This window comes from Streptomyces sp. NPDC048288 (assembly GCF_043201555.1).
In the GTDB taxonomy this organism is placed as follows: Bacteria; Actinomycetota; Actinomycetes; order Streptomycetales; family Streptomycetaceae; genus Streptomyces.
Genome location: NZ_JBICZD010000012.1, coordinates 95,599 through 119,702 on the forward strand (window position 1 = coordinate 95,599; position 24,104 = coordinate 119,702).

Below are 24,104 nucleotides of genomic sequence, written 5' to 3' on the forward strand. Positions count from 1 at the left end.
AGCTGTCGGCAGCCCCATCGGGGGCATACGCGGTCATCGTGCTCTTCGGGGCGGGGTGAAGGCGTAGAGGTCGAGGATGTCGGGGCAGGGCGCGACGCCGGGCCCGCCGGCCCGCACCCAGGCGGTGATGTCCTCGGTGGCGTCGGGGTCGTTGACGAGGCCGAGCCAGACCGGGCGGGCGCCCGCGGCGCGGGCGGCGGCGGACGGCTGGACGACGATCACGTTGGCGTGTTCGCACACGTCGAGACAGTCCGAGACCCGGACGGGGACGCTCTCGGCCAGGCGCGCGAGCTGCTCGTCGTGATCCACGCCGGGGACTTTCCCGGTTCCGCAGCAGCAGTCGCGGCAGACCACGACACGACACGGTGCCGGTTGGGCGGTGGCGCTCTCGGTGGCTACGTCCTCAGCCTGCCGTCGGGGCATCGCTCGTCGTGCTCCTCTCGTACGGGGCTCCGTCCCGAGGCGCGGGACGGAGGAAGCGGATGACGGGGTGGCCGGGGTCGTGGGTGACCTCGGTGCGGACGCCGTAGACCTGTTCGATGCGGGCGGGGGTCAGGACCTCGGCGGGGGTGCCCTCCGTGACCGCGCGGCCGTCGCGCAGGACGAGCAGGCGGTCGCAGTACATCGCGGCGAGGTTGAGGTCGTGCAGGGCGATCACCGTGGTGACCGGCAGGCTCACGACGAGTTCCAGCAGGTCGAGCTGGTGCTGGATGTCGAGATGGTTGGTGGGTTCGTCGAGGAGGAGTTCGCGGGGTTCCTGGGCGAGGGCGCGGGCGATCTGGGTGCGCTGGCGTTCGCCGCCGGAGAGGGTGTGCCAGGACTGGCCGGCCCGGTCGGTCAGTCCGGTGCGCCGCAGCGCCTCGGTGACGGCTGCCGCGTCGGCCGCCGTCGGGGGTGTCCAGGCGCGGCGGTGCGGGATCCGGCCGAGGGCGACGACGTCCCGGACGGTCAGTTCGGTCTGGGTGTGGGTGTGCTGTTCGACGGTGGCGACCCGGCGGGCGGTGGCGCGGCGGCCGACCTCGGCGAGCGGGCGCCCGTCCAGGGTCACGACGCCGGCGGTGGGCGCGAGGACCCCGGCCAGCAGTCTCAGCAGGGTGGACTTCCCCGAGCCGTTGGGGCCGAGCAGGCCGACGGTCTCGCCGGGGCGCAGGGTCAGGGTTACGTCGTCGACCACGACCCGGTCGCCGACGCGCCGTCCGACGCGGTCCGCGTCCAGGCCGGTCATGCCCTGCTCCGTCCGCGATGGAGCACGGCCACGAACGCCGGCACGCCGATCAGGGACGTCACCACGCCCACCGGGACCTCCTGGGGGTCGAGGACGGTTCGGGCCAGGGTGTCCGCCCACACCAGGAACACGGCTCCGGTCAGTGCCGTCACCGGCAGGAGCCGGGCGTGCCCGGAGCCGGTGAGGGCGCGGGTGGCGTGCGGCAGGACCAGGCCGACGAAGCCGATCGCCCCGGCGCAGCTGACCAGGGCGGCGGTGAGCAGCGCGGTCGCGCAGAGCAGGACCAGGCGGGTACGGGCGACCCGGACCCCGAGTCCGGCGGCGGCCTCCTCGCCGAAGGCGAACGCGTCGAGCGTACGGGCGTACCCGAGGCAGACGACGAGCACCACCGCCAGGGCGACGGTGCAGAGCAGTACCTGTCCCCAGTCGGCGCCGGTGAGCGAGCCGAGCAGCCAGAACAGCACGCCCCGGGTGGTCTCCGCGTCCGCCGAGGTGAGCACGGTGAAGGAGGTCAGCGCGGAGAACAGCTGCATCGCCGCGACCCCGGACAGGACGACCCGGTCGGTGCTGCCGCCGAGGGAATGGCTGAGCAGCAGCACCAGGCCGAAGGAGAGCAGCGCGCCGAGGAAGGCACCGGCCGACAGGGACACCGCTCCTCCGCCCACGCCCAGCACGACCACGGCGACCGCCCCCGTGGACGCGCCGGAGGAGACCCCGAGCACGAAGGGGTCGGCGAGCGGGTTGCGCAGCAGCGACTGCAGGACCGCGCCGCACACGGCGAGTCCGGCCCCGCACACGGCGGCGAGCAGCGTGCGGGGCATCCGCAGGTTCCACACGATGCTGTCCCGCAGCGGCGCCAACGTGCCCTCGCCGAGGCCGAGATGGGCCGCGACGGACGCCCAGACGTCACCGGTGGAGATGTCGGCGGGACCGATCGTCACCGCCACGGCGATCGACACCAGCAGGGCGGCCAGTCCCCCGCCGGTCAACAACAGGGCACGGACGCTCACTTGGCGAACCCGAAGTCACGCAGACCGGCTGCGACCTCCTCGATCCCCTCGACCGTGCGGATGGACGGGTTCATGGCCTGCCCGCTCAGCAGGACGTACCGCTTCTTCTTCACGGCGGTCAGGTTGCGGGTGGCGGGGTTGGTCTCCAGGAAGCGGATCTTGGCCGCGGCGGTCTCGGCGGTCTGCTGCTTGCGGGTCAGGTCGCCGATGACGATGACGTCGGGGTCGCGGTCGGCGACGGTCTCCCAGCTGATCTGGGGCCATTCGTCGTGGGTGTCGGCGAACGCGTTCTTCGCGCCGACCGCGCGGGTGATGGCGCCGGGCGCGCCGCAGCAGCCGGCGAGGTACGGGGACTGGGAGTTGGCGAACCAGTACATGAGGGACACGTCCGAGGCGTGCAGTCCGGCGGTGGCCGTGCGCACCCGCTTCTTCAGCGAAGCGACGAGCGTCTCACCCCGCTCCTCGACGCCGAACGCGCGGGCCAGGTCGCGTATTTCGCCGTACACGGCATCGAGGGTGAGGGGTGTGGAGCGCGAACCGTCGCCGCCGCTGTCGTTGTCCTTGCCCTCGGAGCAGTCGGACGGCGAGACGTACGTGGGCACGCCCAGCTTCTCGAACTGCCCGCGGGTGGCGACCCCGCCCTTTCCGAGGGTGGAGACGAACGAGGCGGTGACGAAGTCGGGTTCGGCGTCCAGGACCTTCTCGAAGGAGGGGTTGTCGTCGGCGAGGCGCGGCACGGACGCGTTGGCCTTCTCCAGGCCCTTCATCACCGGGTCGGTCCAGGTGGCCGTGCCGGCCATGCGGTCGGCGAGGCCGAGGGAGAGCAGGATCTCCGTGGTGCCCTGGTTGAGGGAGACGGCCCGCTTCGGCGGTGACTTCAGGGCGACCGTGTGGCCGCAGTTGGTGAGGGTGACCGGACGGCCGGCGGCGGCCGTCGCCGTGTCGGCGCCGCCGCTCCCGGTGCCACCGCAGGCGGTGAGCAGGAGGGCGGACACGAGAAGAAGAGCGGGGGTGCGGAGCACGGGCATGCCTCGGGGGTCGGGGCTCGTACGCGGAGCCTGGCCTACGGACGTCCCTCCGCGCCGGGGCGCGAAGGTGCCAGCAGGTCTTCGGACTCGGGTTCGTCCGGCCGGGGCGCCTTCCCGGTCTCCCAGTGGCTGGCGTGCCCCGCCCGTCCCCCTCACCGCTGCGCGTCAGTTCCGGATTCGCACCGGATTCCCTGGCCTCGGGTGTGGCTCGACTGGCCTGATGAGGCTATCAAGTCAGTCATACGGCCAGATCATCCGATCAGGTGGCGCGGCTCGTCCCTGCACCGGGGCAGGCTTCGACTACGGTGGCGATCGCAACGGCCCGGACCCCCTTCAGCCGATCTGCCCTGGGGAAATACCGGTTCCAGCGGGAACCGGCAGGGCGGGGCGGCGCCCTGGACCGCTCGGTGCGCTGGGTGCTCCCCCTGCTGCTCGGCTCCGCCTGAACCGGGGGCGACCCGCACCAGCGCAGTCCACGAAGGCGCCAACTCCCCGGACAGCGGCGAACTCCTCCTCACCGATGGCTTCAGGCTCCGGGACGCGTCCGAGCAAATCCGCTGCCGTTACGGCACTCCCTTCCGGGCCATCCAGAATGCCTTCCGCGCGGTATTCGAGACGGGGGCCACGATCGCCGGGGACCACGATCGGCGTGGGCCACGCGGCCCGTGCCACTCTCGAACTCGCGCCGACCGTGCCGTCCGCCGAACCCACTGGGGAGGCCGCCCACCCCATTGACCTGGTCCGAGCCCCGGAAGTGCACCTGCGCCACGGCCGCGTAGAGTCCCTCCTCGGCCTGGAGATCGACGACCCTGACCTGCTCGGCGAATCGCTCGCCCGCTGCCTGCGCCCACCGTGCGGTGCGGGGTCGGGGTGCGGCGGTGGTCGGCGGGCCGCGCGCGGTCGTACGGCGGCCCGGCAGGTGTACCGCTCAGGGGGCCACCGACCGCCAGATCCGCTCCGGCAGCAGCTCCGCCGCCTCGTCGAGGTCGACGTCGTCGACGCCGGACAGCCAGCGGCGGGCCACGCCGATCACCGGGCCAAGGACCAGCACCTCGATCAGTCCCGGCGGCAGCGGGGCGAGTTCACCGGCGTCCACATACCCCCGCGCCCATTGCGCGAGTGGGGACAGCCGGGCCTCCTGGGCGTCCCTCAGACCCTTGCCGTCGCGCATGCCCCGGCGGTCGGCGTCGGCGGAGTGCAGCAGCAGGGCGGCGGCGTGATGGTCGCGTACGAAGCCCAGATAGGCGGTGACGATCGCACGGATACCGGTCCGGGCGGACCGGGTGCCCTCCAGGGAGGTGAGCGTCGCCTCCAGCAACCGGCCGAGCCAGCGCATCAGCAGTGCGTCCAACAGGCCGTCGATGCTGCCGAAGTGGTGGTAGAGGCTGCCCAGGCTCACCCCGCTCGCCTTGGTCACAGCACCGACGGTCAGCCCCTGGTCGCCCGACTCCGCGTACACGCGCAAGGCAGCGTCCAGCAACTGCTCGTAGGTGGCCTCACCCCGCTGCTGTTTGCGTCTCACCGCTCCATATTGTCATCCGTCCTCCCGTGAATTTCTCATCCCGTGCTGCCCACGGCCCGCCAGATCCGGTCCGGCAGTACCCGTGCCGCCTCCTCCAGGTCCACGTCGTCGCGGCCGGAGAGCCAGCGCCGGGCCACGCCGATCATCGGACCGAGCACCAGGGCATCGATCAACGGCGCGGGGAGCGGCGCGAGTTCGCCGCAGCGGATCTGCGCCTCGGCCCACCGGAGGAACGGGCTCAGGTCGGCCGACGGCGAGTGGATCAGCAGGGCCGCGTCCCGGTGGTCCCGGATGAACGCGAGGTAGGCCCCGACGGCGGCCCCGATCCCGTCCCGTGCCGTCCGCGCGTCCGCCAGCGCCGCCGTCATCTCCGCCAGCAGCCGCTCCAGCCAGCGCAGCGTCACCGCCGAGGTCAGCCCTTCGATGCTGCCGAAGTGGTGGTAGAGGCTGCCGGGACTGACCCCGCAGGCCTCGGTGACCGCGTGCACGGTCAGCCCTCGCTCACCCTCGGCCGCGAGCACGCGCAGCGCCGCGTCGAGAAGCGCCTCGGCGGTCGCCGTACCGCGCTGCTGCCTGGGGGTCATGGCGCGGCAGCCTAGTAGATGATTTTTCTAGAAAGGGTTTCTAGAAAAAAATTCGACACGGAAGTACTCTGCCTCTCGTGACCAACAACGGGGGCGACGGGGGCAGCGGGGTGGGCGTCGAGCCGCTGGAGGACGACGATCCTCGGCGGATCGGGCCCATCCCGCTGGTCGGCCGGCTCGGGGCCGGCGGCATGGGGCGGGTCTATCTCGGCGTGCACGAGGGCCGCTACGCGGCGGTCAAACAGGTGCTGCCGTCGGTGGTCGCCGAGGACCAGGACTTCGTACGGCGCTTCGGACACGAACTCGACAATCTCGCCCGGCTGCCCGCCGGGGCCAGCGCGCCGCTGCTGGCCGGTGACCGCGACGCCCGGCCGCCGTGGTTCGCCACCGCGTACGTGCCCGGGCTGACCCTGCGCGAGGCGCTCGAGGTCTACGGCGGTCCGCTCCCCGCCGAGTCGCTGTGGCTGCTGCTGCGCGAGGCGGCGGCCGGGCTGGCGGCCGTCCACGAACGGGACATGGTCCACCGGGACATCAAGCCGTCCAACGTCATGCTGACGTCTCAGGGGCTGACGCTCATCGACTTCGGGGTGGCACGGGCCGCCGAGCAGAGCCAGCTGACGCGGACCGGGATGGTGGTCGGCACGCCCGCCTACATGTCTCCCGAACAGGCCTCGGGGGCACGGCGGTTGACCGGGGCCGTAGACGTGTTCGCACTCGGTTCGGTGGTGGCGTTCGCGGGCTCGGGGCGGCCGCCGTTCGGGGACGAGTCCGGGCACGGGGTGCTGTACCGGATCGTCCACGAGCAGCCGGACCTCCATGAACTGCGCGACGCCGACCCGGAGTTGGCCGAGGTGGTCGGCTCCTGCCTGGACAAGGACCCCGAGGGCCGTCCCACCGCCGCCGAACTCCTCGAACTGACGGCGGGACGCGGCCCGTCCGGGCCCCCGCTGTGGCCCGAGCCGATCAACGGGCGCCTCGCGGAACGGGCCGCCTTCGCGGCGGACGTGCCGGAGGTGACGGCGGCCGAGCCCGAGGTGGTCGTCGTGCCGCCCGAGCGAGAACCCGAGCGTCGGCCCGGACGTCGCCGCACCCGCGTCCTTGCGGTCGCCGTGCCGGTCGTGATCGTGGCGACCGTCACCTTCCAGTTGCTCCCGTACGCGACGGGCTCGCGCCACGACCACGACGGCGGTACGGCGGGCACCCCGGCCGCCTCCGTCTCCGCGTCCGACTCCCCCTCAGGTCAGCCCTCTTCCCCTCACACCTCCGCGAGCCCGACCGGCACGCCTTCGCCCACGGCCTCGGGAAGGGGCAAGGGCAGTGCCAAGGGTGAGGACAAGAGCGGGAAGACCTCCGCCGGCGGCACAGGAAAAACCGGCAAGTCCGGCTCGGCATCGACAAGCTCCGGCGGCTCGTCCACCACGGGCTCCTCGTCCGGGTCCTCCGGGTCGTCAGGTTCCTCCGGGTCCTCCGGGTCCTCCGGCGGATCGGCATCCGGCGGTTCCTCCGGCGGCACCACGGTCACCACCACCCCCAGCACGTCCGGGAGTTCGAGCACCTTCACGCTGAAGAACGGCGAGAACGGCAAGTGCCTGATCCAGGTCTACGGCTCCTCCGGTCTCGGATCCTGCTCGGACTCCACGGCCGAGTGGACCTTTCGCAGCGCCTCGGGCAGCAGCGTCAAGGTCGTCAACGTCTCGACCGGCGCCTGCCTCAGCGCGAACGGCAACGGACAGGCCGTCTTCGTCGGCGACTGCTCGCTCAGCAGCACCGCCCGGCTCTGGAAGACCGGCGCCAGCAACACCCTCGCCACGGTCTACGACGGCGGCTGCCTCGCCCTCGCCTTCGGCGGCGGAGTCGCCGAGGCCACCTGCGACCCCGGCACGGCCTCCCAGAGTTGGGTGCGCGGCTAGGCCGTGTGGGGGAACGTGCCGACGTGCCGGTCGGGGCGGCCGATCAGCATCAACAGCGCACCCTGTTTCCGCAGATGCGCTGGAACATCACCCGTTCCCTGTCGCCGCGTCGGCTGAGAAGTGCTCGCCCGCGGGTCTCCTCGCCCAGGCGCCCTGGCGGTGAGTGAATGGGAGCGGCGGGAGGTGTCGCCGAGTGGCCGGTCTCTGCTCACGAGGCAGGCGACGCCTCACCGTCCAACATAATGAAATCCGACGAGACGATGTTCAATCCGCTGCGTCGCCGCTAAGGATGCCCACAGGCATGCCCGAAGGCCAGCGGGCTCGTCCGCCCGCTTCCGGTCGGACCTGACGAACCATCAGGTAACTCGGCAAGAGGTCAGCGTGGAGGCGACCGAACATGGCTACAGCTGACCACAGATGCACATCATCCCGGATCCTCCACAGGGCATCCGATCCGGGAAAACACCAGTTCCATCGGGAACCGGTAAAGTGAGGAGAGAGCCGTGTTCTACTACCTGCTCAAGTACGTGTTGCTGGGGCCGCTGTTGCGCGTGGTGTTCCGGCCCCGCATCGAGGGTCTGGAACACGTGCCGGAGTCGGGGCCGGCCATCGTCGCCGGGAACCACCTCTCCTTCTCCGACCACTTCCTGATGCCGGCCGTCCTGAAGCGGCGCATCACCTTTCTCGCCAAGGCCGAGTACTTCACGGGCCCCGGTGTACGGGGGCGGCTGACCGCGTTCTTCTTCCGCAGCGCGGGGCAGATCCCGGTCGACCGCTCCGGCAAGGAGGCGGGCCAGGCCGCGATCCGCGAGGGGCTCGGAGTGCTGAGCAAGGGCGAGCTGCTCGGGATCTATCCGGAGGGCACCCGCTCGCACGACGGCCGCCTCTACAAGGGCAAGGTCGGGGTGGCGGTGATGGCCCTGCGGGCCGGTGTCCCGGTGATCCCCTGCGCGATGATCGGCACCTTCGAGGCGCAGCCGCCCGGCGCGGTGATCCCGAGGATCCACCCGGTGGTGATCCGCTTCGGCAAGCCCCTCGAATTCTCCCGCTACGCCGGGATGGAGAGCGAGAAGGCGATCCTGCGCGCCATCACCGACGAGATCATGTACGCCATCCTGACCCTCTCCGAGCAGGAGTACGTCGACGAGTACGCGGCGGTCGCCAAGGCCGGGCAGGCGGTGGCGAAGGGCGAGAAGGAGCGCAAGTTCCCTCGGGCACCGCTGAGTTGAGGGCGTTGCCGCGACGCGCACGGATGAGGGGCGGCGGGAGTGGATCCCGCCGCCCCTCGTACTGCCGGAAGCCGTGCCGGAAGGGTTACGGCTGCGGGGTGGCGTGCGGCGCGCAGGTGACGTCCGCGCCGTCCAGCTTGCCGGTGAGCAGGTAGGTGTCGACGCGGTCGTTGATGCACGGGTTGACCAGGCCGGTCACCCCGTGCGAGCCGGCGCCCTGCTCGGTGATGAGGCGGGAGCCCTTGAAGCGCTTGTGCAGTTCGACGGCGCCCGGGTACGGGGTGGCGGCGTCACGCGTGGACTGGACGATCAGCACCGGCGGCAGGCCCTTGTGGGTGGTGACGTCCACCGGCGTCCGCTGCTTGACCGGCCAGGTGGCGCAGGGCAGGTTCATCCATGCGTTGGCCCAGGTCATGAACGGGTACTGCTTGTTGAGCTCGGTGTTGTCGCGGTCCCACTTCTTCCAACTGGTCGGCCACTTCGCGTCGGTGCACTCCACGGCGGTGTAGACGGCGTTGCCGTTCTCCGACGTGATGTTGCCGGCGGTGTCGCTGAGGTCCGGGGCGGCCGCGTCGACCAGCGCCTGGGTGTCACCGGCGACGTACTTGCTGAACACGGTCGCGACCGGGACCCACGAGGAGTCGTAGTACGGCGCGCTCTGGAAGAAGGAGATCAGCTCGGCCGGTCCGACGACCCCGCCGATCGGGTTCGCCTTGGCGGTGGCGCGCAGCTGGAGCCACTTGGCCTGGACGGCGTCCCGCGTGGTGCCGAGGTGGAAGGCGGAGTCGTGCGCGGCGACCCAGTCCTCCCAGTCCTTCCAGCGGCCCTCGAAGGCGATGTCCTGCTCCAGGTTGGCCTGGTACCAGATGTTCTCGCGCGAGGGGTTGACCACGCTGTCGACGATCATCCGGCGCACATGGCCCGGGAACAGCGTCCCGTACACCGCGCCGAGGTAGGTGCCGTAGGAGACGCCCAGGTAGTTGAGCTTCTTCTCGCCGAGCGCGGCCCGGATGACGTCCAGGTCGCGGGCGGTGTTCGGGGTGGTCATCTGCTGGAGCATCGCCCGGCCGGTGCGCGCGGCGCAGCCGTCCGCGTACTGCTTGGCGAGCCTGCGCTGGGCGGTCTTGTCGGCCTCGGTGTCGGGCACCGGGTCGGCCTTCGGCGCCTTCACGAACTCCTGCGGGTCGATGCAGGAGATGGGCGCGGAGTGGCCGACACCGCGCGGGTCGAAGCCCACGAAGTCGTACGCCTTCGCGGTGTTGACCCACAGCGGGCTCTTCGTCGTGACCCGGCGCGGGAAACGCATCCCGGAGCCGCCCGGTCCGCCGGGGTTGTAGACGAGCGCGCCCTGGCGCTCCGCCTTCGTCCCGGTGTTGCCTATTCGGTCGACGGCCAGCTTGATCTGCTTGCCGTACGGCTTCGTGTAGTCGAGCGGCACGCTGACCCAGCCGCACTGGATGGGCTTCTCCAGGCCCCAGTCGGACGGACAGTCCGCCCAGGCGATCCCGGCCTTGGCGGCGGCCGCGGCGGCGACCGCGGCACCCCACTGCGCGCGGTCCTGGCCGCCCTTGTGCGCCTCGGCACCGGAGGCGGGCGCCGCGAGCGCACCGGTGAGCAGGGTGGCGGTGACGAGCGCTCCCGCCGAACCGAGCGCCAGCACACGGCTCTTCGATCTGAAGTTGTCCCTCAAGAGGGCCCCTCCCCGTACATGGTTACGAATGGTCAGGGGGGATCCTTCCGGCTGTGAACCTCCTGAGGACAGGGTGTGACCGCCGTCTTTACCAATCCGATAACCGGACGATCACGTCCCGCTGAGCGGATCAGCCGCCGAGCAGGTCCAACGCCTCGTCCAGTACCCACCGCAGCCGCAGCGCATCACCGGCCACCGCACTCACCAGAACGGCGGGCCCGGCGAGCGGAGTGAGCGCGGCACACTCCCCCAGCATCCGGGCCGCCTCCGGCTCGGCGTCGAACTCGGGTCGTACGACGAGGAGTTGGCCCACGGCCCGATGTCCCGCCAGCACGGCGGGCCCGTCCCAGCCGCCGGGCGCACCGGGACCGCAGGCCAGCTCCTGGTCCAGCACGGCCCGTCCGGCGACGCGCACGGTGAGCCGGCTGGTGAGCCGCCCCGGTTCCTCCCCCACCCGCCCGAGCACCTGCTCCTCACGCAGCACGAGCCGCCCGCCGGCACCGACGTCGACGCGGGTCGTGACATGCAGATCGCTGCCCTTGGCCGCGATCAACTGCTCGGGCAGCCAGCGCAGTTCACCGCCGTCGGCGACGTCGAGCCGGACGTCGTAGCGTGCCTCGCCCTTCGCCTGTCCCGGCAGCGAGATGGTGGCCGCGGCGGACCCGACGCTCAGCCGTGCCCCGCGCTCCACCGTCGCCTCGACCGCGAACCGGTCCCCGCCGAGCGGCCCGCTCATCGCGCCGACGATCATCACCCGGGCCTCGGACCCGCTGCCGCGCGTGCGCCGCAGGGCGAGCGGTCCCTCACCCTCCAGCACCGGGAGCGAGGTGCCGCCCCGCCCGTCCGCCCGGGCGACGATCCGCGCGGTCGCCCGCACCCCGGTGACGGTCACACCGTCCACGCGGCGAGCCGCTCCCGCACCCAGCGGGCCACGTCCCCGACCCCGGCCTCGCTGCGCAACGACTGGAAGACGACGGGCAGTTCGGCCCGCTGCGCTTTGGCGTCGGCGGCCATCCGCGCCAGATCCGAGCCCACATGGGGGGCGAGGTCCGTCTTGTTGACGACGAGCAGATCCGCCGTCGTGACCCCCGGCCCGCCCTTGCGCGGGATGTCGTCCCCGCCCGCCACGTCGATCACGAAGATCTGCGCGTCCACGAGCCCCTTGGAGAAGGTGGCGGTGAGATTGTCCCCGCCCGACTCGACGAGGATCAGGTCCAGTGGCCCGACCTCGTCCTCCAGGTCCTCCACGGCTTCGAGGTTGGCCGAGATGTCGTCCCGGATCGCGGTGTGCGGGCAGGCCCCCGTCTCCACCGCGGTGATCCGCTCGGGCGGCAGCACGGCCTCCCGGAGCAGGAACTCGGCGTCCTCGCGCGTGTAGATGTCATTGGTGACGACCGCGAGCGACAGCTGTTCCCGCAGCGCCCGGCAGAGCGCGGCGACGGTGGCCGTCTTCCCGGACCCGACGGGCCCGCCGAGCCCGATGCGGAGGGCCCGCCGGGACCCGTCGGGCCGATGGGCGTCGGCGCTCACGGCGACGGGGCCGTGCTGGTGTGCGTGATCGAGGTGCATGTGCGGCTCCTTGTTCGACTGGCCTTGCTTCTGGTCCGGGGCGGCAGCCCCCGGGTGCGGGGAGAGCTACGACGCGAACAACCGCACCGCCCACCCCGCGTGCCACTCCGCCCCGATCTCCAGCAGCGGCGCCGAAGCCGCCGGCAGCGCGTCGACCCCGCCCCCGGCCACCCCCCGCGCCGCCTCCACGGCCCGGTCGACCACCCGGTCCACCTCGGGCGCCAGCCGGGCCAGCGCCCCGGTCGCCTCGAACGGGTCCAGGCTCAGCAACCGCACCACCGCCGTGGCCGGCCCGCTCACGTTCTCGTACGCCGCGCAGTAGGCCGCGTCCTCGGCCGCGAGCCCCGCAGCCCTGGCCACCACGCCCAGCACCACCGGCTGATGCGCGCCTTTGGGGAACTCCCGTGCCACGGCGTCGAGTTCGGGAGAGGGCCAGGTCGCCCGCGCGGCCCGCAGCAGCTGCCGCCCGAGCCGGCGGGCGGCGCCACGGAGCGCCGGGGACGGCGTCCGCGCGTCGGCCGCCGCGTCCAACTCCCGTACGTCCGCTCCGAGTACGGCGGCCGCGGCGAGCGCGCCCGCCACCAGTCCCGCCGTGTGCAACCGCCCCCGGCAGAACTCCTCCAGACTCGCCGCCCCGGCGATCCGCCCGGCCTTGACGGCCGCCTCCGCGCCGCCGGAGTGCGCATGCCCTCCGGCGGGAAAGCGGCCGTCGGCGAGGACCAGCAACGCTGCCCGAGACATCACGTACCCCCAGCCCTCAGAAGAGGAAGTAGCGCTGGGCCATGGGCAGTTCGGCGGCCGGAGCCGCCTCGACCAGCTCCCCGTCGATGTGCACGGCGAAGCTGTCGGGGTCGACCCTCACCGTCGGACGCGCGTCGTTCTCCCGCATGTCCGCCTTGGTCACCGCACGCGTCGACTCGATGGCGACGAACCGCTTGCCGAGCCGCAGTCGCTCCGGCAGCCCGTCCTCGATCGCCAACGGGGCGACGAAGTTGAAGGAATTGGCGGCCGGTGCCCGTCCGATCGCCCCGAACATGGGACGCGGCAGGATCGGCTGGGGGGTCGGGATCGAGGCGTTGGCGTCGCCCATCTGCGCGTAGGCGATCTGCCCGCCCTTGAGGACGAGGTGCGGCTTGACCCCGAAGAACGCGGGCTCCCAGAGCACCAGGTCGGCGAGCTTCCCGGTCTCCACCGAGCCGATCTCCCGGGCCAGCCCCTGCGCGAGGGCCGGGTTGATCGTGTACTTGGCGACATACCGCCGTACCCGGTGGTTGTCGGCGCGCCCGTCCCCCGGCAGCGCCCCGCGCCGCCGCTTCATGACATGCGCGGTCTGCCAGGTCCGGAGGATGACCTCGCCGACGCGTCCCATGGCCTGGGCGTCGGAGGAGATGATCGAGATCGCGCCCAGGTCGTGCAGTATGTCCTCGGCCCCGATGGTCGACGGCCTGATCCGGGACTCGGCGAAGGCCAGGTCCTCCGGCACCGCCGCGTTGAGGTGGTGACACACCATCAGCATGTCGAGGTGTTCCTCGGCGGTGTTCACCGTGTACGGCCGGGTCGGGTTCGTGGAGCTGGGCAGGACGTGCGGCTCGGAGACGACGGTCATGATGTCCGGCGCGTGCCCGCCGCCCGCGCCCTCGGTGTGGTACGCGTGGATCCCGCGCCCCCCGATGGCGGCCAGGGTGTCCCCCACGAAACCCGCCTCGTTCAGCGTGTCCGTGTGGATCGCGACCTGCACGCCCGTGCGGTCGGCGACGGTCAGGGCGGCGTCGATGACGGCGGGGGTCGAGCCCCAGTCCTCGTGCAGTTTCAGCCCGAGTGCCCCGCCCCGGATCTGGGAGAGCATCGCCTCGTGCGAGACGGTGTTGCCCTTGCCGAGGAAGCCGATGTTGAGGGGGTACTGCTCCATCGCCTCCAGCATCCGGGCGAGATGCCAGGGGCCCGGGGTGACGGTGGTCGCCTTGGACCCCTCGGCCGGGCCCGTGCCACCGCCCACCAGGGTGGTGACCCCCGCCGACAGCGCCTCGTCGGCGATCTGCGGGCAGATGAAGTGGACGTGCGCGTCGACGCCGCCGGCGGTGAGGATCCGGCCGTTGCCGGCGATGACCTCGGTCTCGGGGCCGATCACCAGGTCCGGGTGGACCCCGTCCATGGTGTCGGGGTTGCCGGCCTTGCCGATGCCGGTGATCCGGCCGTCGCGGATGCCGACGTCGGCCTTGACGATGCCCCAGTGGTCGATGATCACCGCACCGGTGACGATCGTGTCGGGGGTGCCGTCTGCGCGCGTAGCACGCGACTGGCCCATGGATTCACGGATGACCTTGCCGCCGCCGAAGACGGCCTCGTCCCCGGCGAGCCCGGGTCCGCCGGAGCGGTCCTCCTCGATCTCGACGATCAGGTCGGTGTCGGCGAGCCGGATCCGGTCGCCGGTGGTCGGTCCGAACAGGTCCGCGTACGCGGCGCGGGAGATCTCAGGCATCGAGGGCACCTCCGGTCTCCCCGCGCAGTCCGGGCACCACACGGGCGCCGGTGAGCGGGACGAGTTCGACGTCGACGGGGATGCCGGGCTCGAAGCGGACGGCGGTGCCGGCGGCGATGTTCAGCCGTTTGCCGCGCGCCGCGTCCCGGTCGAACTCGAGGCCGGGGTTGGCCTCGGCGAAGTGGTAGTGGGAGCCGACCTGGACGGGCCGGTCGGCCGCGTTGAGGACGGTCGTCCGGGTGACCTCGCGGCCCTCGTTGTACACGATGGGCCCGTCGGCGAAGAGGAACTCTCCGGGGATCATCGGCGGCCTCCTCAGACGATCGGGTCGTGGACGGTGACGAGCTTGGTGCCGTCCGGGAAGGTCGCCTCGACCTGGACGTCATGGATCATCTCGGGGATGCCCTCCATCACGTCGTCCCTGGTGAGCAGCTTGCGGCCGGAGGCCATCAGCTCGGCGACGGTACGGCCGTCCCGCGCGCCTTCGAGGATGTGCGACGTGATGAGGGCGACCGCCTCGGGGTGGTTGAGCCGGAGCCCACGGGCCCGGCGCTTCTCGGCCACGTCGGCCGCCACATGGATCAGCAGCCTCTCTTGCTCGTGCGGGGTCAGTTGCACGTCCCACCTCACAGTCCTCGCTCCGGACCGTGCGGGGCCCGGTTGCCGCAGCCACCCGTCCGGACACAAAACCGCTGGTGGCGTGGATGGGCAGGCTAGTTCGCCGGAGTTTCAACGACGTTAACCGGGCTGTGATCGCGAGGAGCGGCCGTCGTGACGGCGTTCAGCGCCCCGCACGGACCACCGGTTCCGCCCGTCGCCGTCCCGCCGCCTCCGTCCAGGGGCGCGTGGTCGGGGAGCAGGCGGTACCGGAGCACGCCGTTCGGGTGAACGCGGTGACGCCGGGGGCCGTGGACACCGTGCCGGGCGGGTGGGGAGCGCCGAGGATGTCGCCGTCGCCTGACGACACCCCGTGACACCCGATCGGCCCTCTCCGGGCGCTCCGGAGGGGGCCGATGCCATGGCGGCGGTCCGTACCTGCGGTCAGGAGCCCGCGGCTCCCCGGTGCTCGGCCGCGATGCCGAAACGGCGGCCGCGTTCGGGGCGGACGGAGGCGGTCTCGCGCACCGTGGAGACCGAGCTGACCACGTGCTCCTCGGAGGATTCGGGGAGCTCTTCGAGGCGCTCGAGGTCGGCGGCGGAGACAAGGGCGACCAGCGGCTTGCCGTGACGGGTCACGACGACGCGCTCGCCGCCGTACACCACCCGGTTGATCAGTTCGGCGAGCTCAGCCCTGGCTTGCGTCACCGGAATCTCGTAGGCCATGAACCCAGCTTACGGGGCACCTCGGACAACACCTCTTGTTCGGCGACAGCGGAATCCCCCTCCAGCACTACGTACGTCCTGTACATTTTTTACAGAGAGTCCGGCCGCCGAGACACCGCCTCGGCCGCGAGGAGGGGTATGCCATGACCCGACCGTCCGCCCGCTATGTCCTGCCCGAGTTCACCGAACGCACCAGCTCCGGGCAGCGCACCCTGGATCCGTACTCGAAGCTGCTGGAGGAGCGGATCGTCTTCCTGGGCACGCCGGTGGACGAGACCTCCGCCAACGATGTGATGGCGCAGCTGATGTATCTGGAACACGCGGCTCCGGAGCGGGACATCTCGCTGTACATCAACTCTCCGGGCGGGTCGTTCAGCGCGATGGCCGCGATCTACGACACGGTCCAGTACGTCACCTGTGACGTGGAGACGATCTGCCTGGGGCAGGCCGGGGCGTCCGCCGCCGTGCTGCTCGCGGCCGGCGCGCCGGGCAAGCGGTCCGTGCTGCCGGGCGCCCGTGTCGTGCTCCAGCAGCCGTCGCTGCCCGAGCCGGTACAGGGCCAGCCGAGTGATCTGGTCATCCGGGCGGCGGAGTTGGAGCGGGTCCGCACGATGCTCGAAACGATGCTGGTCCGGCACACCGGGCGCACCCCCGAGCAGATCCACCAGGACCTGGAGCGGGACCTGGTGCTGGACGCGCGGGAGGCGCTGGCGTACGGGCTGGTGGACCGGGTCGTGCCCACCCACCGGACCTCGCGCGGCCTGCCGGACGCGGGGTGATCCGGCGATGCTGCCACCGGAGCTGCCGCCGCTGCCCGCGCTGACCCGCGCCGAGGGCGAGTTGATCGACCGTTACCTGGACGTGGTCGACCTGCTGGGCCGGATCAACCCGGCGCAGAACGAGGACACCTACCGCGGGCTGCGCGCCGCGCAGGCGCTGGTGCGCGCCGCGTCCGAGCTGCGTGACGCGCTGGCGCTGATGCACGGGCGGGGCGAGACGGAGCTGCACGGGGACACGCTGGCACGGGCGTTGCGGGTGCTCGACGGCGAGCGCCGGACCGCTCGCGTCGTACTCCCGCCGGACTGCGTACGGTGACCGCCGCAGAGGCCGGGCGGGGCACGTCGACGCCCTGTCCGCGCCGGAGTTGAAACGGCCCAACGGGGTTACCCCCGTTCGGCGGAGCGTGGCGTGGTTTTACCTGACCGACAGGGCCGCTCGGTACGCCCGTTCGAGAGTGCCCGCCGAGTGCTTCTCCGCAGGTCCGGGGCTACGCAGGGCAGTTGACGAAGAATCGAACACAGTACTGTCCACCCGAACGGGTGGGTGGTGAGTAACCCCACAAATCCCCGATTCCATTGGGATTTTCGGACACGTGTGAGTGAAGATCCCTGTCTGACGACAAGCCCCCGCCACAGCGGCGGGGCGGTCCGGGCGGACGCCGAGTCCTGCCGCCGCCCGGATTGACCCGTCGACAGAAGTGCATCGGCAGGAGTGGAGGACCCAAGCACGACGGGTCGCCGGGACGGTCACACCATGACCGGGCCGAGCAGCCCTTGGGGTGAAGCCGTGGTGACACGGCCGGGCAACTTCGCCAGCCCGAATCCGACAGGTCATCCTTCACAGGCGGCTGACGAAGGGTTGCGCATGACCGCGCTCAATCGCGTTCCGTCGCTCATGGTCCGGGCCGGTACGGCCTCGGCGCTGACGATCGCCGCCGTGGGCGGCTCGATCGTGATCCCGGGGGTCGCCTCCGACGCCTCGGCCGCCACGATGGGGACCAAGGCGCTTCAGGTCGCCGCGTCCAAGAAGGGCAAGCCCTACAGGTGGGGCGCCACCGGACCGAACCGGTTCGACTGCTCCGGGCTGACGCTGTACTCGTTCAAGAAGGCGGGCAAGAAGCTGCCTCGTACGGCGGCCCAGCAGTACAACAAGACCCGTCACATCTCGGCCGGCAACCGCAAGGCCGGGGACCTGGTCTTCTTCCACTCGGGTTCCAGCGTCTACCACGTCGGCATCTACGCCGGGAAGGGAAAGATCTGGCACGCCCCGAAGACCGGGGACGTGGTCAAGCTCCAGAAGATCTGGACGAAGAGCGTCTGGTACGGCCGCGTCAGCTGACGCACCCACCGGCCGGCCGGCAGGAACTCGGGGCTACGGTTCCTGCTGGCCGGCGGTGGTGACGGTGCCGGCCGGGACGGTCCAGGGGAGTTCGATGGAGACGGTCTTGCCGCCTTCGCGGGTGGGGCGTACGCGGAGTTTGCCGCCGCATTCGGCGGTCAGCCAGCGGATGATGACCATGCCGCGGCCGTTGTCCTGCTGGACCGCGGCGGGAAGTCTCTTGGGGAACCGCGGATGACTGTCCGTGACGCCGATGCGCAGGTGTTCGTCGCGGTCGAGGATCATGTCCACCGTGAAGGTGGGTGACTGTCCGAAGGTGTGCTGTACGGCGTTGGTGGCGAGTTCGGAGACGATGAGGCGGATGGTGTCCGCGGTCTCCGTCTCCGGTGGCAGTCCCCACTCCGCGAGGACGTCGAGCACGTAGGAGCGGGCCGTGGAGACCGAGGCGGGATCGCTCGGCAGAGTGACGGATGCTTCCAGGTGGTCTGCCATGGCGAGGTCGTCCCTTTCCTCGGGACCGGAGTCCGACACGGTGCGGAAGGTTCGAGTACGGTCCCGGACTGGTGCTTCTTCGTCAGACTGCCATTACCGGGCCGGTCAGGGGAGCGATCCACCAAGATATGCATATATCTGTCGCTCAAAGCGGTGAACTCTGCGACCTCAGACCGTATTTGGGCGGCTCGGAAGGAGTAAGGAGTAGCCCATGCAGAACGGTCCCGCGGTACGCCGCCGGAAACTGGGCGCCGAACTGCGCATGCTGCGCACCGGTGCGGGTCTCACGAGCGGTGAGGCCGCCCGTCTGGTGGGCTGGCATCAGTCGAAGGTGAGCCGGATCGAGACCGGCGCCAGCGGTGTGAAACCGGCCGATGTGCGGTTACTCCTCGACGCCTACGGAGTCGTCGAAGGACAACTGCGGGAGTTGCTGCTGGTGTTGGCGGGGTCCGAGGACACGGCCGGGCGGCACCACTGGTGGCACGCCTATCGGGGGGTGCTGCCGCCCGCCTACCGGGATTTCATCAGCCTGGAATCGCAGGCCGGGGCGATGCGCACCCTGGAGACCCTGGTCGTCCCGGGGCTGCTGCAGACCCCCGAGTACGCGCGTGCCGTGACCCGGGTGGCCGCCGACGGGCTCGACGACGAGGCCCTGGACGCCCTGGTGGAGGTACGTCTGGCCAGGCAGGACGTGCTGCGCAACGATCCGCCGCTGGAGCTCAGCGCGGTGCTCGACGAGGCGGTGCTGCGCCGGGAGGTCGGCGGCCCGGGGGTGATGACACGGCAGCTGGCGCGGCTGGTGGAGGCGGCCCGGCTGCCCCAGGTACGGCTCCAGGTGCTGCCGTTCGCGGCCGGCGCGCATATCGGCATCACCGGGCCTTTCGTAATCTTCTCATTTCCGAGCACTTCTGATCTGGATGTGGTTGTTCTCGACCAGTTGACGAGTAGCCTCTACCTGGAGCGGAAAGAAGACCTCCAGGCCTACGCGGAGGCCTTCAACACCCTTCAGATCCACGCCCTTTCGCCCGAGGACTCGTTGGATTACATCGCCGGGATACAGGACGGCGCGTAAGGAGGCACCATGACTGCACTGCCTCGGAACGTACCTTCAAGTGCTGATCTGCACGGATTGCGGTGGCTGCGCAGCAGCTACAGCACCGGTGCGAACAACTGCGTGGAGACGGCACGGCCGCACTCCGGCCCACCGGCCGGACTGCTCGCCGTACGCGACTCCAAGAACCCGGCCGGGCCCGCGCTGCTCTTCTCCCCCGAGAGCTGGGCGGGTTTCGTGGCCGCGGTCAGCGACTGATCGGCGCTCCCCGCTGATCAGGTTGCGAACAAAACTGATCAGTACGCAACTGAATCCGTAATCGACTCCGTATCCGCATCCGAGCGCAGCCCGGCCGTGTCACGCCGACTCATGGTCGTGTTTCGCCGATCACACGTACAGCGCGTTCGATCTCGGCCCCGGAGAGGTCCGCGCGGGCGGTCAGCCGCAGCCGTGAGATGCCGTCCGGCACGGAAGGCGGACGGAAGCAGCCCACGGCCAGGCCTGCCGTACGGCAGTCGGCCGCCCAACGCACGGCCCCCTCCGGGGACGGTGCCCGCACGGAGACCACCGCGGCGTCCGGCCGTACCGCTTCCAGGCCCGCGGCGGTCAGCCGTGCGTGCAGGTCGGCGGCCACCTCGCGGGCCCGGGCCGCCCGCCCGGGCTCGCGTCGCAGCAGCCGCAGGGCCGCGAGGGCCGCTCCCGCCGCGGCGGGGGCCAGGCCGGTGTCGAAGATGAAGGTGCGGGCCGCGTTGACCAGGTGGTCGATCACCCGGGCCGGTCCGAACACGACCCCGCCCTGGCTGCCCAGCGACTTGGAGAGGGTCGCCGTGACCACCACGTCGTCGGCGCCGGAGAGCCCGGCCGCGTACGCGGCGCCCCGCCCGCCGTCCCCGAGGACCCCGAGCCCGTGCGCGTCGTCGACGAGCAGCCCGGCGCCGCGCTCCCGGCACGCCGCGGCCAGCCCGGCCAGCGGCGCCGCGTCCCCGTCCACCGAGAACACCGTGTCGGAGACGACCACCGCGGGTCCCTCGTGGGTGCCGAGCGCCTTGCGCACGGCGTCCGGGTCGGCGTGTCCGACGACCTGGGTGGTGCCCCGGGCCAGCCGGCAGCCGTCGATCAGGGAGGCGTGGTTGAGCGCGTCGGAGACGATCAGGGAGCCGTGCGGGCCGAGCGCGGTGACGGCCGCCAGGTTGGCTGCGTAGCCGGAGGAGAAGACCAGGGCCGCCTCGAACCCGCTGAATTCGGCCAGCTCGCGCTCCAGCTCGGTGTGGAGCTCGGTGGTGCCGGTCACCAGCCGGGAGCCGGTGGAGCCGCCGCCCCAGGTCCGGGCCGCCTCGGCGGCGCCCGCGGCGATCTCCGGGTGGTGGGCGAGACCCAGGTAGTCGTTGCTCGCCAGGTCCAGCAGCGGCGAGTCGGCGGGGCGGGGGCGCAGGGTCCGGACGAGTCCGGCGCGGCGGCGCTGTTCCGCCTGTCCGTCGATCCAGCCGAACGCCATGACCCCTCCGGTGATTTTGTAGGCAGTGGACAGACCCTAGCGGGACGACCGGTCACCCACTGTGTGGCAATACCCACACGTCGAACTGACAGGGTTGTGCAAACTCTCCTTGGCCCGGAGCAGCCTCGTAGTACAGGATCGGCTCTCATGGACCTGCTGAACACGCTGGTGGACAAGGGGCTTCGGCGCGAGCTGCCGACCCGCGAGGAAGCGCTCGCCGTTCTGGCGACCTCCGACGACGACGTGCTCGATGTGGTGGCCGCGGCCGGCAAGGTGCGCCGGCAGTGGTTCGGCCGGCGCGTGAAACTCAACTACCTGGTCAACCTCAAGTCCGGTCTGTGCCCGGAGGACTGCTCCTACTGCTCGCAGCGCCTCGGCTCCACGACCGGGATCCTGAAGTACTCCTGGCTGAAACCCGACGAGGCCTCCAAGGCGGCCGCCGCGGGCCTCGCCGGGGGCGCCAAGCGGGTCTGCCTGGTGGCGTCCGGGCGCGGTCCGACCGACCGGGACGTGGACCGGGTCGCCGGCACCATCAAGGCCATCAAGGAGCAGAACGAGGGCGTCGAGGTCTGTGCCTGCCTCGGCCTGCTCTCCGACGGCCAGGCGGAGCGGCTGCGCGAGGCGGGCGCCGACGCCTACAACCACAACCTCAACACGTCCGAGGGGACGTACGGGGACATCACGACCACCCACACGTACGCCGATCGGGTGGACACGGTCAACAAGGCGCACGCGGCCGGCCTGTCCGCCTGCTCCGGTCTGATCGCCGGTATGGGCGAGAGCGACGAGGACCTGGTCGACGTGGTCTTCTCGCTGCGCGAGCTGGACCCGGACTCGGTGCCGGTCAACTTCCTGATCCCGGTCGAGGGCACCCCGCTGGCCAAGGAGTGGAACCTCACCCCGCAGCGCTGCCTGCGCATCCTCGCGATGGTGCGGTTCGTCTGCCCCGACGTGGAGGTCCGCATCGCGGGCGGCCGCGAGGTCCATCTGCGCACCATGCAGCCGCTCGCGCTGCACCTGGCCAACTCGATCTTCCTCGGCGACTACCTGACCACCGAGGGCCAGGCCGGGCAGGCCGACCTGGAGATGATCGCGGACGCCGGGTTCACCGTGGAGGGCGCCGACGAGGTGACGCTGCCCCAGCACCGGGCCGAGGTCCAGGGTGCCGGCTGCGGATCGCACGCCGGGCAGGCCGACGCCGGATGCGGATCGGGCGGCTGCGGCTCCCACGAGGACGTCTGCGGTACGGCTCCGGTCAACGAGCCGCGCACCGACCTGGTCGCCGTCCGCCGCCGGGGTGCCGGAACGGATCTCGCGCCCAATGCCTGACCTGAGCGTCCCCGAGCTGCTGGACCTGGACCGCCGGCACGTCTGGCACCCGTACGGTCCGATGCCCGGCCGGGCCGAACCGCTCGTCGTGGAGTCGGCGAGCGGGGTCCGGCTGCGGCTCGCGGACGGCTCGGGCGACCTGGTCGACGGCATGTCGTCCTGGTGGTCGGCGATCCACGGCTACAACCACCCGGTGCTCAACGAGGCCGCGCGCGAGCAGCTCGGCCGGATGAGTCATGTGATGTTCGGCGGGCTCACCCACGAGCCCGCCGTCCGGCTGGCGAAGCTCCTTGTCGACATGTCGCCGGACGGACTCGAACACGTCTTCCTCGCCGACTCCGGTTCGGTGTCGGTCGAGGTCGCCGTGAAGATGTGCCTGCAGTACTGGCGCTCCCTCGGCCGCCCCGCGAAGCAGCGCCTGCTGACCTGGCGCGGCGGCTACCACGGCGACACCTGGCAGCCGATGTCGGTGTGCGACCCCGAGGGCGGGATGCACGACCTGTGGTCCGGGGTACTGCCGCGCCAGGTCTTCGCGGACGCGCCGCCGGCGGAGTACGAGGAGTCGTACGCGGACCACCTGCGCTCCGTGATCGAGCGGCACGCGCACGAACTGGCCGCGGTGATCGTGGAGCCGGTGGTGCAGGGCGCGGGCGGGATGCGGTTCCACTCCCCCGCCTATCTGCGGGTGCTGCGCGAGGCCTGCCACGCGCACGACGTGCTGCTGGTGTTCGACGAGATCGCGACCGGCTTCGGGCGCACGGGTGCGCTGTTCGCGGCGGACCACGCGGCCGTCACCCCGGACGTGATGTGCGTGGGCAAGGCGCTGACCGGCGGTTATCTGACGATGGCGGCGACGCTGTGCACGCCCCGGGTGGCCGAGGGCATCTCGCGGGGCGAGGTGCCGGTGCTGGCCCACGGGCCGACGTTCATGGGCAACCCCCTTGCGGCCTCCGTGGCCTGCGCCTCGCTCGGGCTGCTGCTCGGCCAGGACTGGCTCGGCGAGGTCAAGCGGATCGAGTCCGGCCTGCGCGACGGACTCGCGCCCGCGCGGGACCTGCCCGGCGTCCGGGACGTCCGGGTCCTCGGCGCCATCGGGGTCGTCCAGCTCGACCACGAGGTCGACATGAAGTCCGCGACGGACGCGGCGGTGCGCGAGGGCGTGTGGCTGCGGCCCTTCCGCGACCTGGTCTACACGATGCCGCCGTACGTCACGGGTGACGCGGACGTGGCACGGATCGCGCGCGCGGTGTGCGCCGCGGCGCGGGAGGGATGAGCATGCCGATCCTGGTGATCACGGGGACGGGCACGGAGGTCGGCAAGACGGTCACCACGGCCGCGGTCGCCGCCGCGGCGGTCGCGGCGGGCCGCTCGGTCGCGGTCCTCAAGGCCGCGCAGACCGGGGTACGACCGGACGAGCGCGGGGACGCCGACGAGGTCGCGCGGCTCGCGGGTGCCGTGACGGCGGCCGAAGTCGCCCGTTTCCCCGAGCCGTTGGCGCCGGGCACGGCGGCCCGTCGGGCGGGCATGCCCCCCGTGCGTCCGCAGGACGTGGCGGAGGCGGCCGCCAAGCTGGCCACCGAGCACGATCTGGTGCTGGTGGAGGGCGCCGGCGGACTGCTCGTCCGCTTCGACGCGACGGGCGGCACCCTGGCGGACGTGGCGCGGCTGCTGAACGCGCCGCTGCTGCTGGTGGCATCGGCCGGGCTGGGCACCCTGAACACGACCGAGCTGACGGCCCGTGAACTGCGCTCCCGTGACCTGGAGTTGCTGGGTGTGGTGATCGGCAGCTGGCCGCACTCCCCCGACCTGGCCTCGCGGTGCAATGTGGCCGACCTCCCGGAGGTGGCGGGGGCACCGCTGCTCGGTGCGCTGCCCGCCGGGGCCGGGGCGCTGGCCCCCGCCGAATTCCGTGCGGTGGCGCCGAGTTGGCTGTCGGCACGGCTGGACGGCGACTGGGACGCGGAGGCGTTCCGGATGCGGGTGGTGGCCTAGCCGTCGTCGGGTGCGGCTGTGTGGGGGCTGGTCGCGCAGTTCCCCGCGCCCCCAAAAA

26 protein-coding genes and 2 riboswitches are annotated in these 24,104 nt (G+C 71.6%); of the genes, 10 read left to right on the forward strand and 16 right to left on the reverse strand.

The window, feature by feature from the left end:
* Positions 1-33: 33 nt before the first annotated feature.
* From ACGFZS_RS36660 to ACGFZS_RS36685, 6 genes are all read right to left on the reverse strand, one after another.
* Positions 34-423 (reverse strand): (2Fe-2S) ferredoxin domain-containing protein, encoded by a 390-nt coding sequence (locus tag ACGFZS_RS36660; protein WP_393798726.1) that lies wholly within the window; start codon positions 421-423, stop codon positions 34-36.
* Entirely contained in the window at positions 404-1,225 is an 822-nt protein-coding gene (locus ACGFZS_RS36665) for an ABC transporter ATP-binding protein (protein ID WP_393798727.1), read from the reverse strand. Before ACGFZS_RS36665 ends, ACGFZS_RS36660 begins: the two co-directional genes overlap by 20 nt.
* Positions 1,222-2,235 carry a FecCD family ABC transporter permease gene (locus tag ACGFZS_RS36670; protein ID WP_393798728.1) on the reverse strand — a complete coding sequence of 338 codons (1,014 nt, stop codon included), beginning with the start codon at positions 2,233-2,235 and terminating at the stop codon, positions 1,222-1,224. Before ACGFZS_RS36670 ends, ACGFZS_RS36665 begins: the two co-directional genes overlap by 4 nt.
* Positions 2,232-3,263 carry an ABC transporter substrate-binding protein gene (locus ACGFZS_RS36675; protein ID WP_393798729.1) on the reverse strand — a complete coding sequence of 344 codons (1,032 nt, stop codon included), beginning with the start codon at positions 3,261-3,263 and terminating at the stop codon, positions 2,232-2,234. The genes ACGFZS_RS36670 and ACGFZS_RS36675 overlap by 4 nt, the downstream gene beginning before the upstream one ends.
* A gap of 54 nt (positions 3,264-3,317) precedes the next feature.
* Positions 3,318-3,495: riboswitch (cobalamin riboswitch) on the reverse strand.
* 696 nt (positions 3,496-4,191) lie between these two features.
* Positions 4,192-4,785: a TetR/AcrR family transcriptional regulator gene (locus ACGFZS_RS36680; protein WP_393798730.1), complete on the reverse strand. Its 594-nt coding sequence runs from the start codon at positions 4,783-4,785 to the stop codon at positions 4,192-4,194.
* A 35-nt stretch (positions 4,786-4,820) separates the two neighbouring features.
* Complete coding sequence (locus ACGFZS_RS36685; RefSeq protein WP_393798731.1) at positions 4,821-5,369, reverse strand: TetR/AcrR family transcriptional regulator; 549 nt, start codon at positions 5,367-5,369, stop codon at positions 4,821-4,823.
* A 77-nt stretch (positions 5,370-5,446) separates the two neighbouring features.
* Here ACGFZS_RS36685 and ACGFZS_RS36690 point away from each other — a divergent pair, with 77 nt between their 5' ends.
* Positions 5,447-7,279: a protein kinase gene (locus tag ACGFZS_RS36690; protein WP_393798732.1), complete on the forward strand. Its 1,833-nt coding sequence runs from the start codon at positions 5,447-5,449 to the stop codon at positions 7,277-7,279.
* 503 nt (positions 7,280-7,782) lie between these two features.
* The gene (locus tag ACGFZS_RS36695; RefSeq protein ID WP_393798733.1) at positions 7,783-8,508 is read left to right on the forward strand and encodes a lysophospholipid acyltransferase family protein; all 726 of its coding nucleotides are present in this window, start codon (positions 7,783-7,785) and stop codon (positions 8,506-8,508) included.
* An 85-nt stretch (positions 8,509-8,593) separates the two neighbouring features.
* On the opposite strand, the gene ACGFZS_RS36700 is transcribed toward ACGFZS_RS36695, so the two are convergent.
* From ACGFZS_RS36700 to ACGFZS_RS36735, 8 genes are all read right to left on the reverse strand, one after another.
* Positions 8,594-10,198 (reverse strand): alpha/beta hydrolase, encoded by a 1,605-nt coding sequence (locus ACGFZS_RS36700; protein ID WP_393798734.1) that lies wholly within the window; start codon positions 10,196-10,198, stop codon positions 8,594-8,596.
* Positions 10,199-10,328: 130 nt separating this feature from the next.
* A complete protein-coding gene (locus ACGFZS_RS36705) occupies positions 10,329-11,090 on the reverse strand; it encodes an urease accessory protein UreD (protein WP_393798886.1) in 762 nt (253 codons plus the stop codon).
* A complete protein-coding gene (ureG, locus tag ACGFZS_RS36710; protein WP_365689866.1) occupies positions 11,087-11,767 on the reverse strand; it encodes an urease accessory protein UreG in 681 nt (226 codons plus the stop codon). The genes ACGFZS_RS36705 and ureG overlap by 4 nt, the downstream gene beginning before the upstream one ends.
* Positions 11,768-11,833: 66 nt before the next feature.
* Positions 11,834-12,508 (reverse strand): urease accessory protein UreF, encoded by a 675-nt coding sequence (locus tag ACGFZS_RS36715; RefSeq protein WP_393798735.1) that lies wholly within the window; start codon positions 12,506-12,508, stop codon positions 11,834-11,836.
* Positions 12,509-12,524: 16 nt separating this feature from the next.
* Entirely contained in the window at positions 12,525-14,246 is a 1,722-nt protein-coding gene (locus tag ACGFZS_RS36720) for an urease subunit alpha (protein ID WP_393798736.1), read from the reverse strand.
* Positions 14,239-14,550, reverse strand: a complete 312-nt coding sequence (locus tag ACGFZS_RS36725; RefSeq protein WP_355720377.1) for an urease subunit beta — start codon at positions 14,548-14,550, stop codon at positions 14,239-14,241. The genes ACGFZS_RS36720 and ACGFZS_RS36725 overlap by 8 nt, the downstream gene beginning before the upstream one ends.
* Before the next feature lie 11 nt (positions 14,551-14,561).
* Positions 14,562-14,864: an urease subunit gamma gene (locus ACGFZS_RS36730; RefSeq protein WP_037782101.1), complete on the reverse strand. Its 303-nt coding sequence runs from the start codon at positions 14,862-14,864 to the stop codon at positions 14,562-14,564.
* A gap of 423 nt (positions 14,865-15,287) precedes the next feature.
* Entirely contained in the window at positions 15,288-15,569 is a 282-nt protein-coding gene (locus ACGFZS_RS36735; protein ID WP_393798737.1) for a type II toxin-antitoxin system Phd/YefM family antitoxin, read from the reverse strand.
* Between the two features lie 143 nt (positions 15,570-15,712).
* On the opposite strand from ACGFZS_RS36735, the gene ACGFZS_RS36740 reads away from it, so the two are divergent.
* The 3 genes from ACGFZS_RS36740 (at position 15,713) to ACGFZS_RS36750 (ending at position 17,687) form a co-directional block, all read left to right on the forward strand.
* Entirely contained in the window at positions 15,713-16,348 is a 636-nt protein-coding gene (locus ACGFZS_RS36740; protein ID WP_393798738.1) for an ATP-dependent Clp protease proteolytic subunit, read from the forward strand.
* A 7-nt stretch (positions 16,349-16,355) separates the two neighbouring features.
* Complete coding sequence (locus ACGFZS_RS36745) at positions 16,356-16,664, forward strand: hypothetical protein (protein ID WP_355720386.1); 309 nt, start codon at positions 16,356-16,358, stop codon at positions 16,662-16,664.
* Between the two features lie 361 nt (positions 16,665-17,025).
* Positions 17,026-17,210, forward strand: a riboswitch (cyclic di-AMP (ydaO/yuaA leader).
* Between the two features lie 3 nt (positions 17,211-17,213).
* Positions 17,214-17,687, forward strand: coding sequence for a C40 family peptidase (locus ACGFZS_RS36750; protein ID WP_355720389.1), 474 nt, complete (start codon positions 17,214-17,216; stop codon positions 17,685-17,687).
* Between the two features lie 33 nt (positions 17,688-17,720).
* Here the strand turns inward: ACGFZS_RS36750 and ACGFZS_RS36755 are convergent, their stop codons facing one another.
* Positions 17,721-18,179, reverse strand: coding sequence for an ATP-binding protein (locus ACGFZS_RS36755; RefSeq protein WP_393798739.1), 459 nt, complete (start codon positions 18,177-18,179; stop codon positions 17,721-17,723).
* Positions 18,180-18,390: 211 nt separating this feature from the next.
* Between ACGFZS_RS36755 and ACGFZS_RS36760 the strand changes: the two genes are divergently transcribed.
* Together ACGFZS_RS36760 and ACGFZS_RS36765 are read left to right on the forward strand one after the other, a co-directional pair.
* Positions 18,391-19,251: a helix-turn-helix transcriptional regulator gene (locus ACGFZS_RS36760; RefSeq protein ID WP_365689849.1), complete on the forward strand. Its 861-nt coding sequence runs from the start codon at positions 18,391-18,393 to the stop codon at positions 19,249-19,251.
* A 9-nt stretch (positions 19,252-19,260) separates the two neighbouring features.
* Entirely contained in the window at positions 19,261-19,488 is a 228-nt protein-coding gene (locus ACGFZS_RS36765) for a DUF397 domain-containing protein (RefSeq protein ID WP_355720398.1), read from the forward strand.
* A 109-nt stretch (positions 19,489-19,597) separates the two neighbouring features.
* On the opposite strand, the gene ACGFZS_RS36770 is transcribed toward ACGFZS_RS36765, so the two are convergent.
* Positions 19,598-20,725: an 8-amino-7-oxononanoate synthase gene (locus tag ACGFZS_RS36770; RefSeq protein ID WP_393798740.1), complete on the reverse strand. Its 1,128-nt coding sequence runs from the start codon at positions 20,723-20,725 to the stop codon at positions 19,598-19,600.
* A 147-nt stretch (positions 20,726-20,872) separates the two neighbouring features.
* Here ACGFZS_RS36770 and bioB point away from each other — a divergent pair, with 147 nt between their 5' ends.
* The 3 genes from bioB to bioD are packed head-to-tail and all read left to right on the forward strand — an operon-like array spanning position 20,873 to position 24,046.
* Entirely contained in the window at positions 20,873-22,054 is a 1,182-nt protein-coding gene (gene bioB / locus ACGFZS_RS36775; RefSeq protein ID WP_365689843.1) for a biotin synthase BioB, read from the forward strand.
* A complete protein-coding gene (locus ACGFZS_RS36780) occupies positions 22,047-23,327 on the forward strand; it encodes an adenosylmethionine--8-amino-7-oxononanoate transaminase (RefSeq protein WP_393798741.1) in 1,281 nt (426 codons plus the stop codon). The genes bioB and ACGFZS_RS36780 overlap by 8 nt, the downstream gene beginning before the upstream one ends.
* A gap of 2 nt (positions 23,328-23,329) precedes the next feature.
* Positions 23,330-24,046 carry a dethiobiotin synthase gene (gene bioD, locus ACGFZS_RS36785; RefSeq protein WP_393798887.1) on the forward strand — a complete coding sequence of 239 codons (717 nt, stop codon included), beginning with the start codon at positions 23,330-23,332 and terminating at the stop codon, positions 24,044-24,046.
* Positions 24,047-24,104 lie beyond the last annotated feature (58 nt).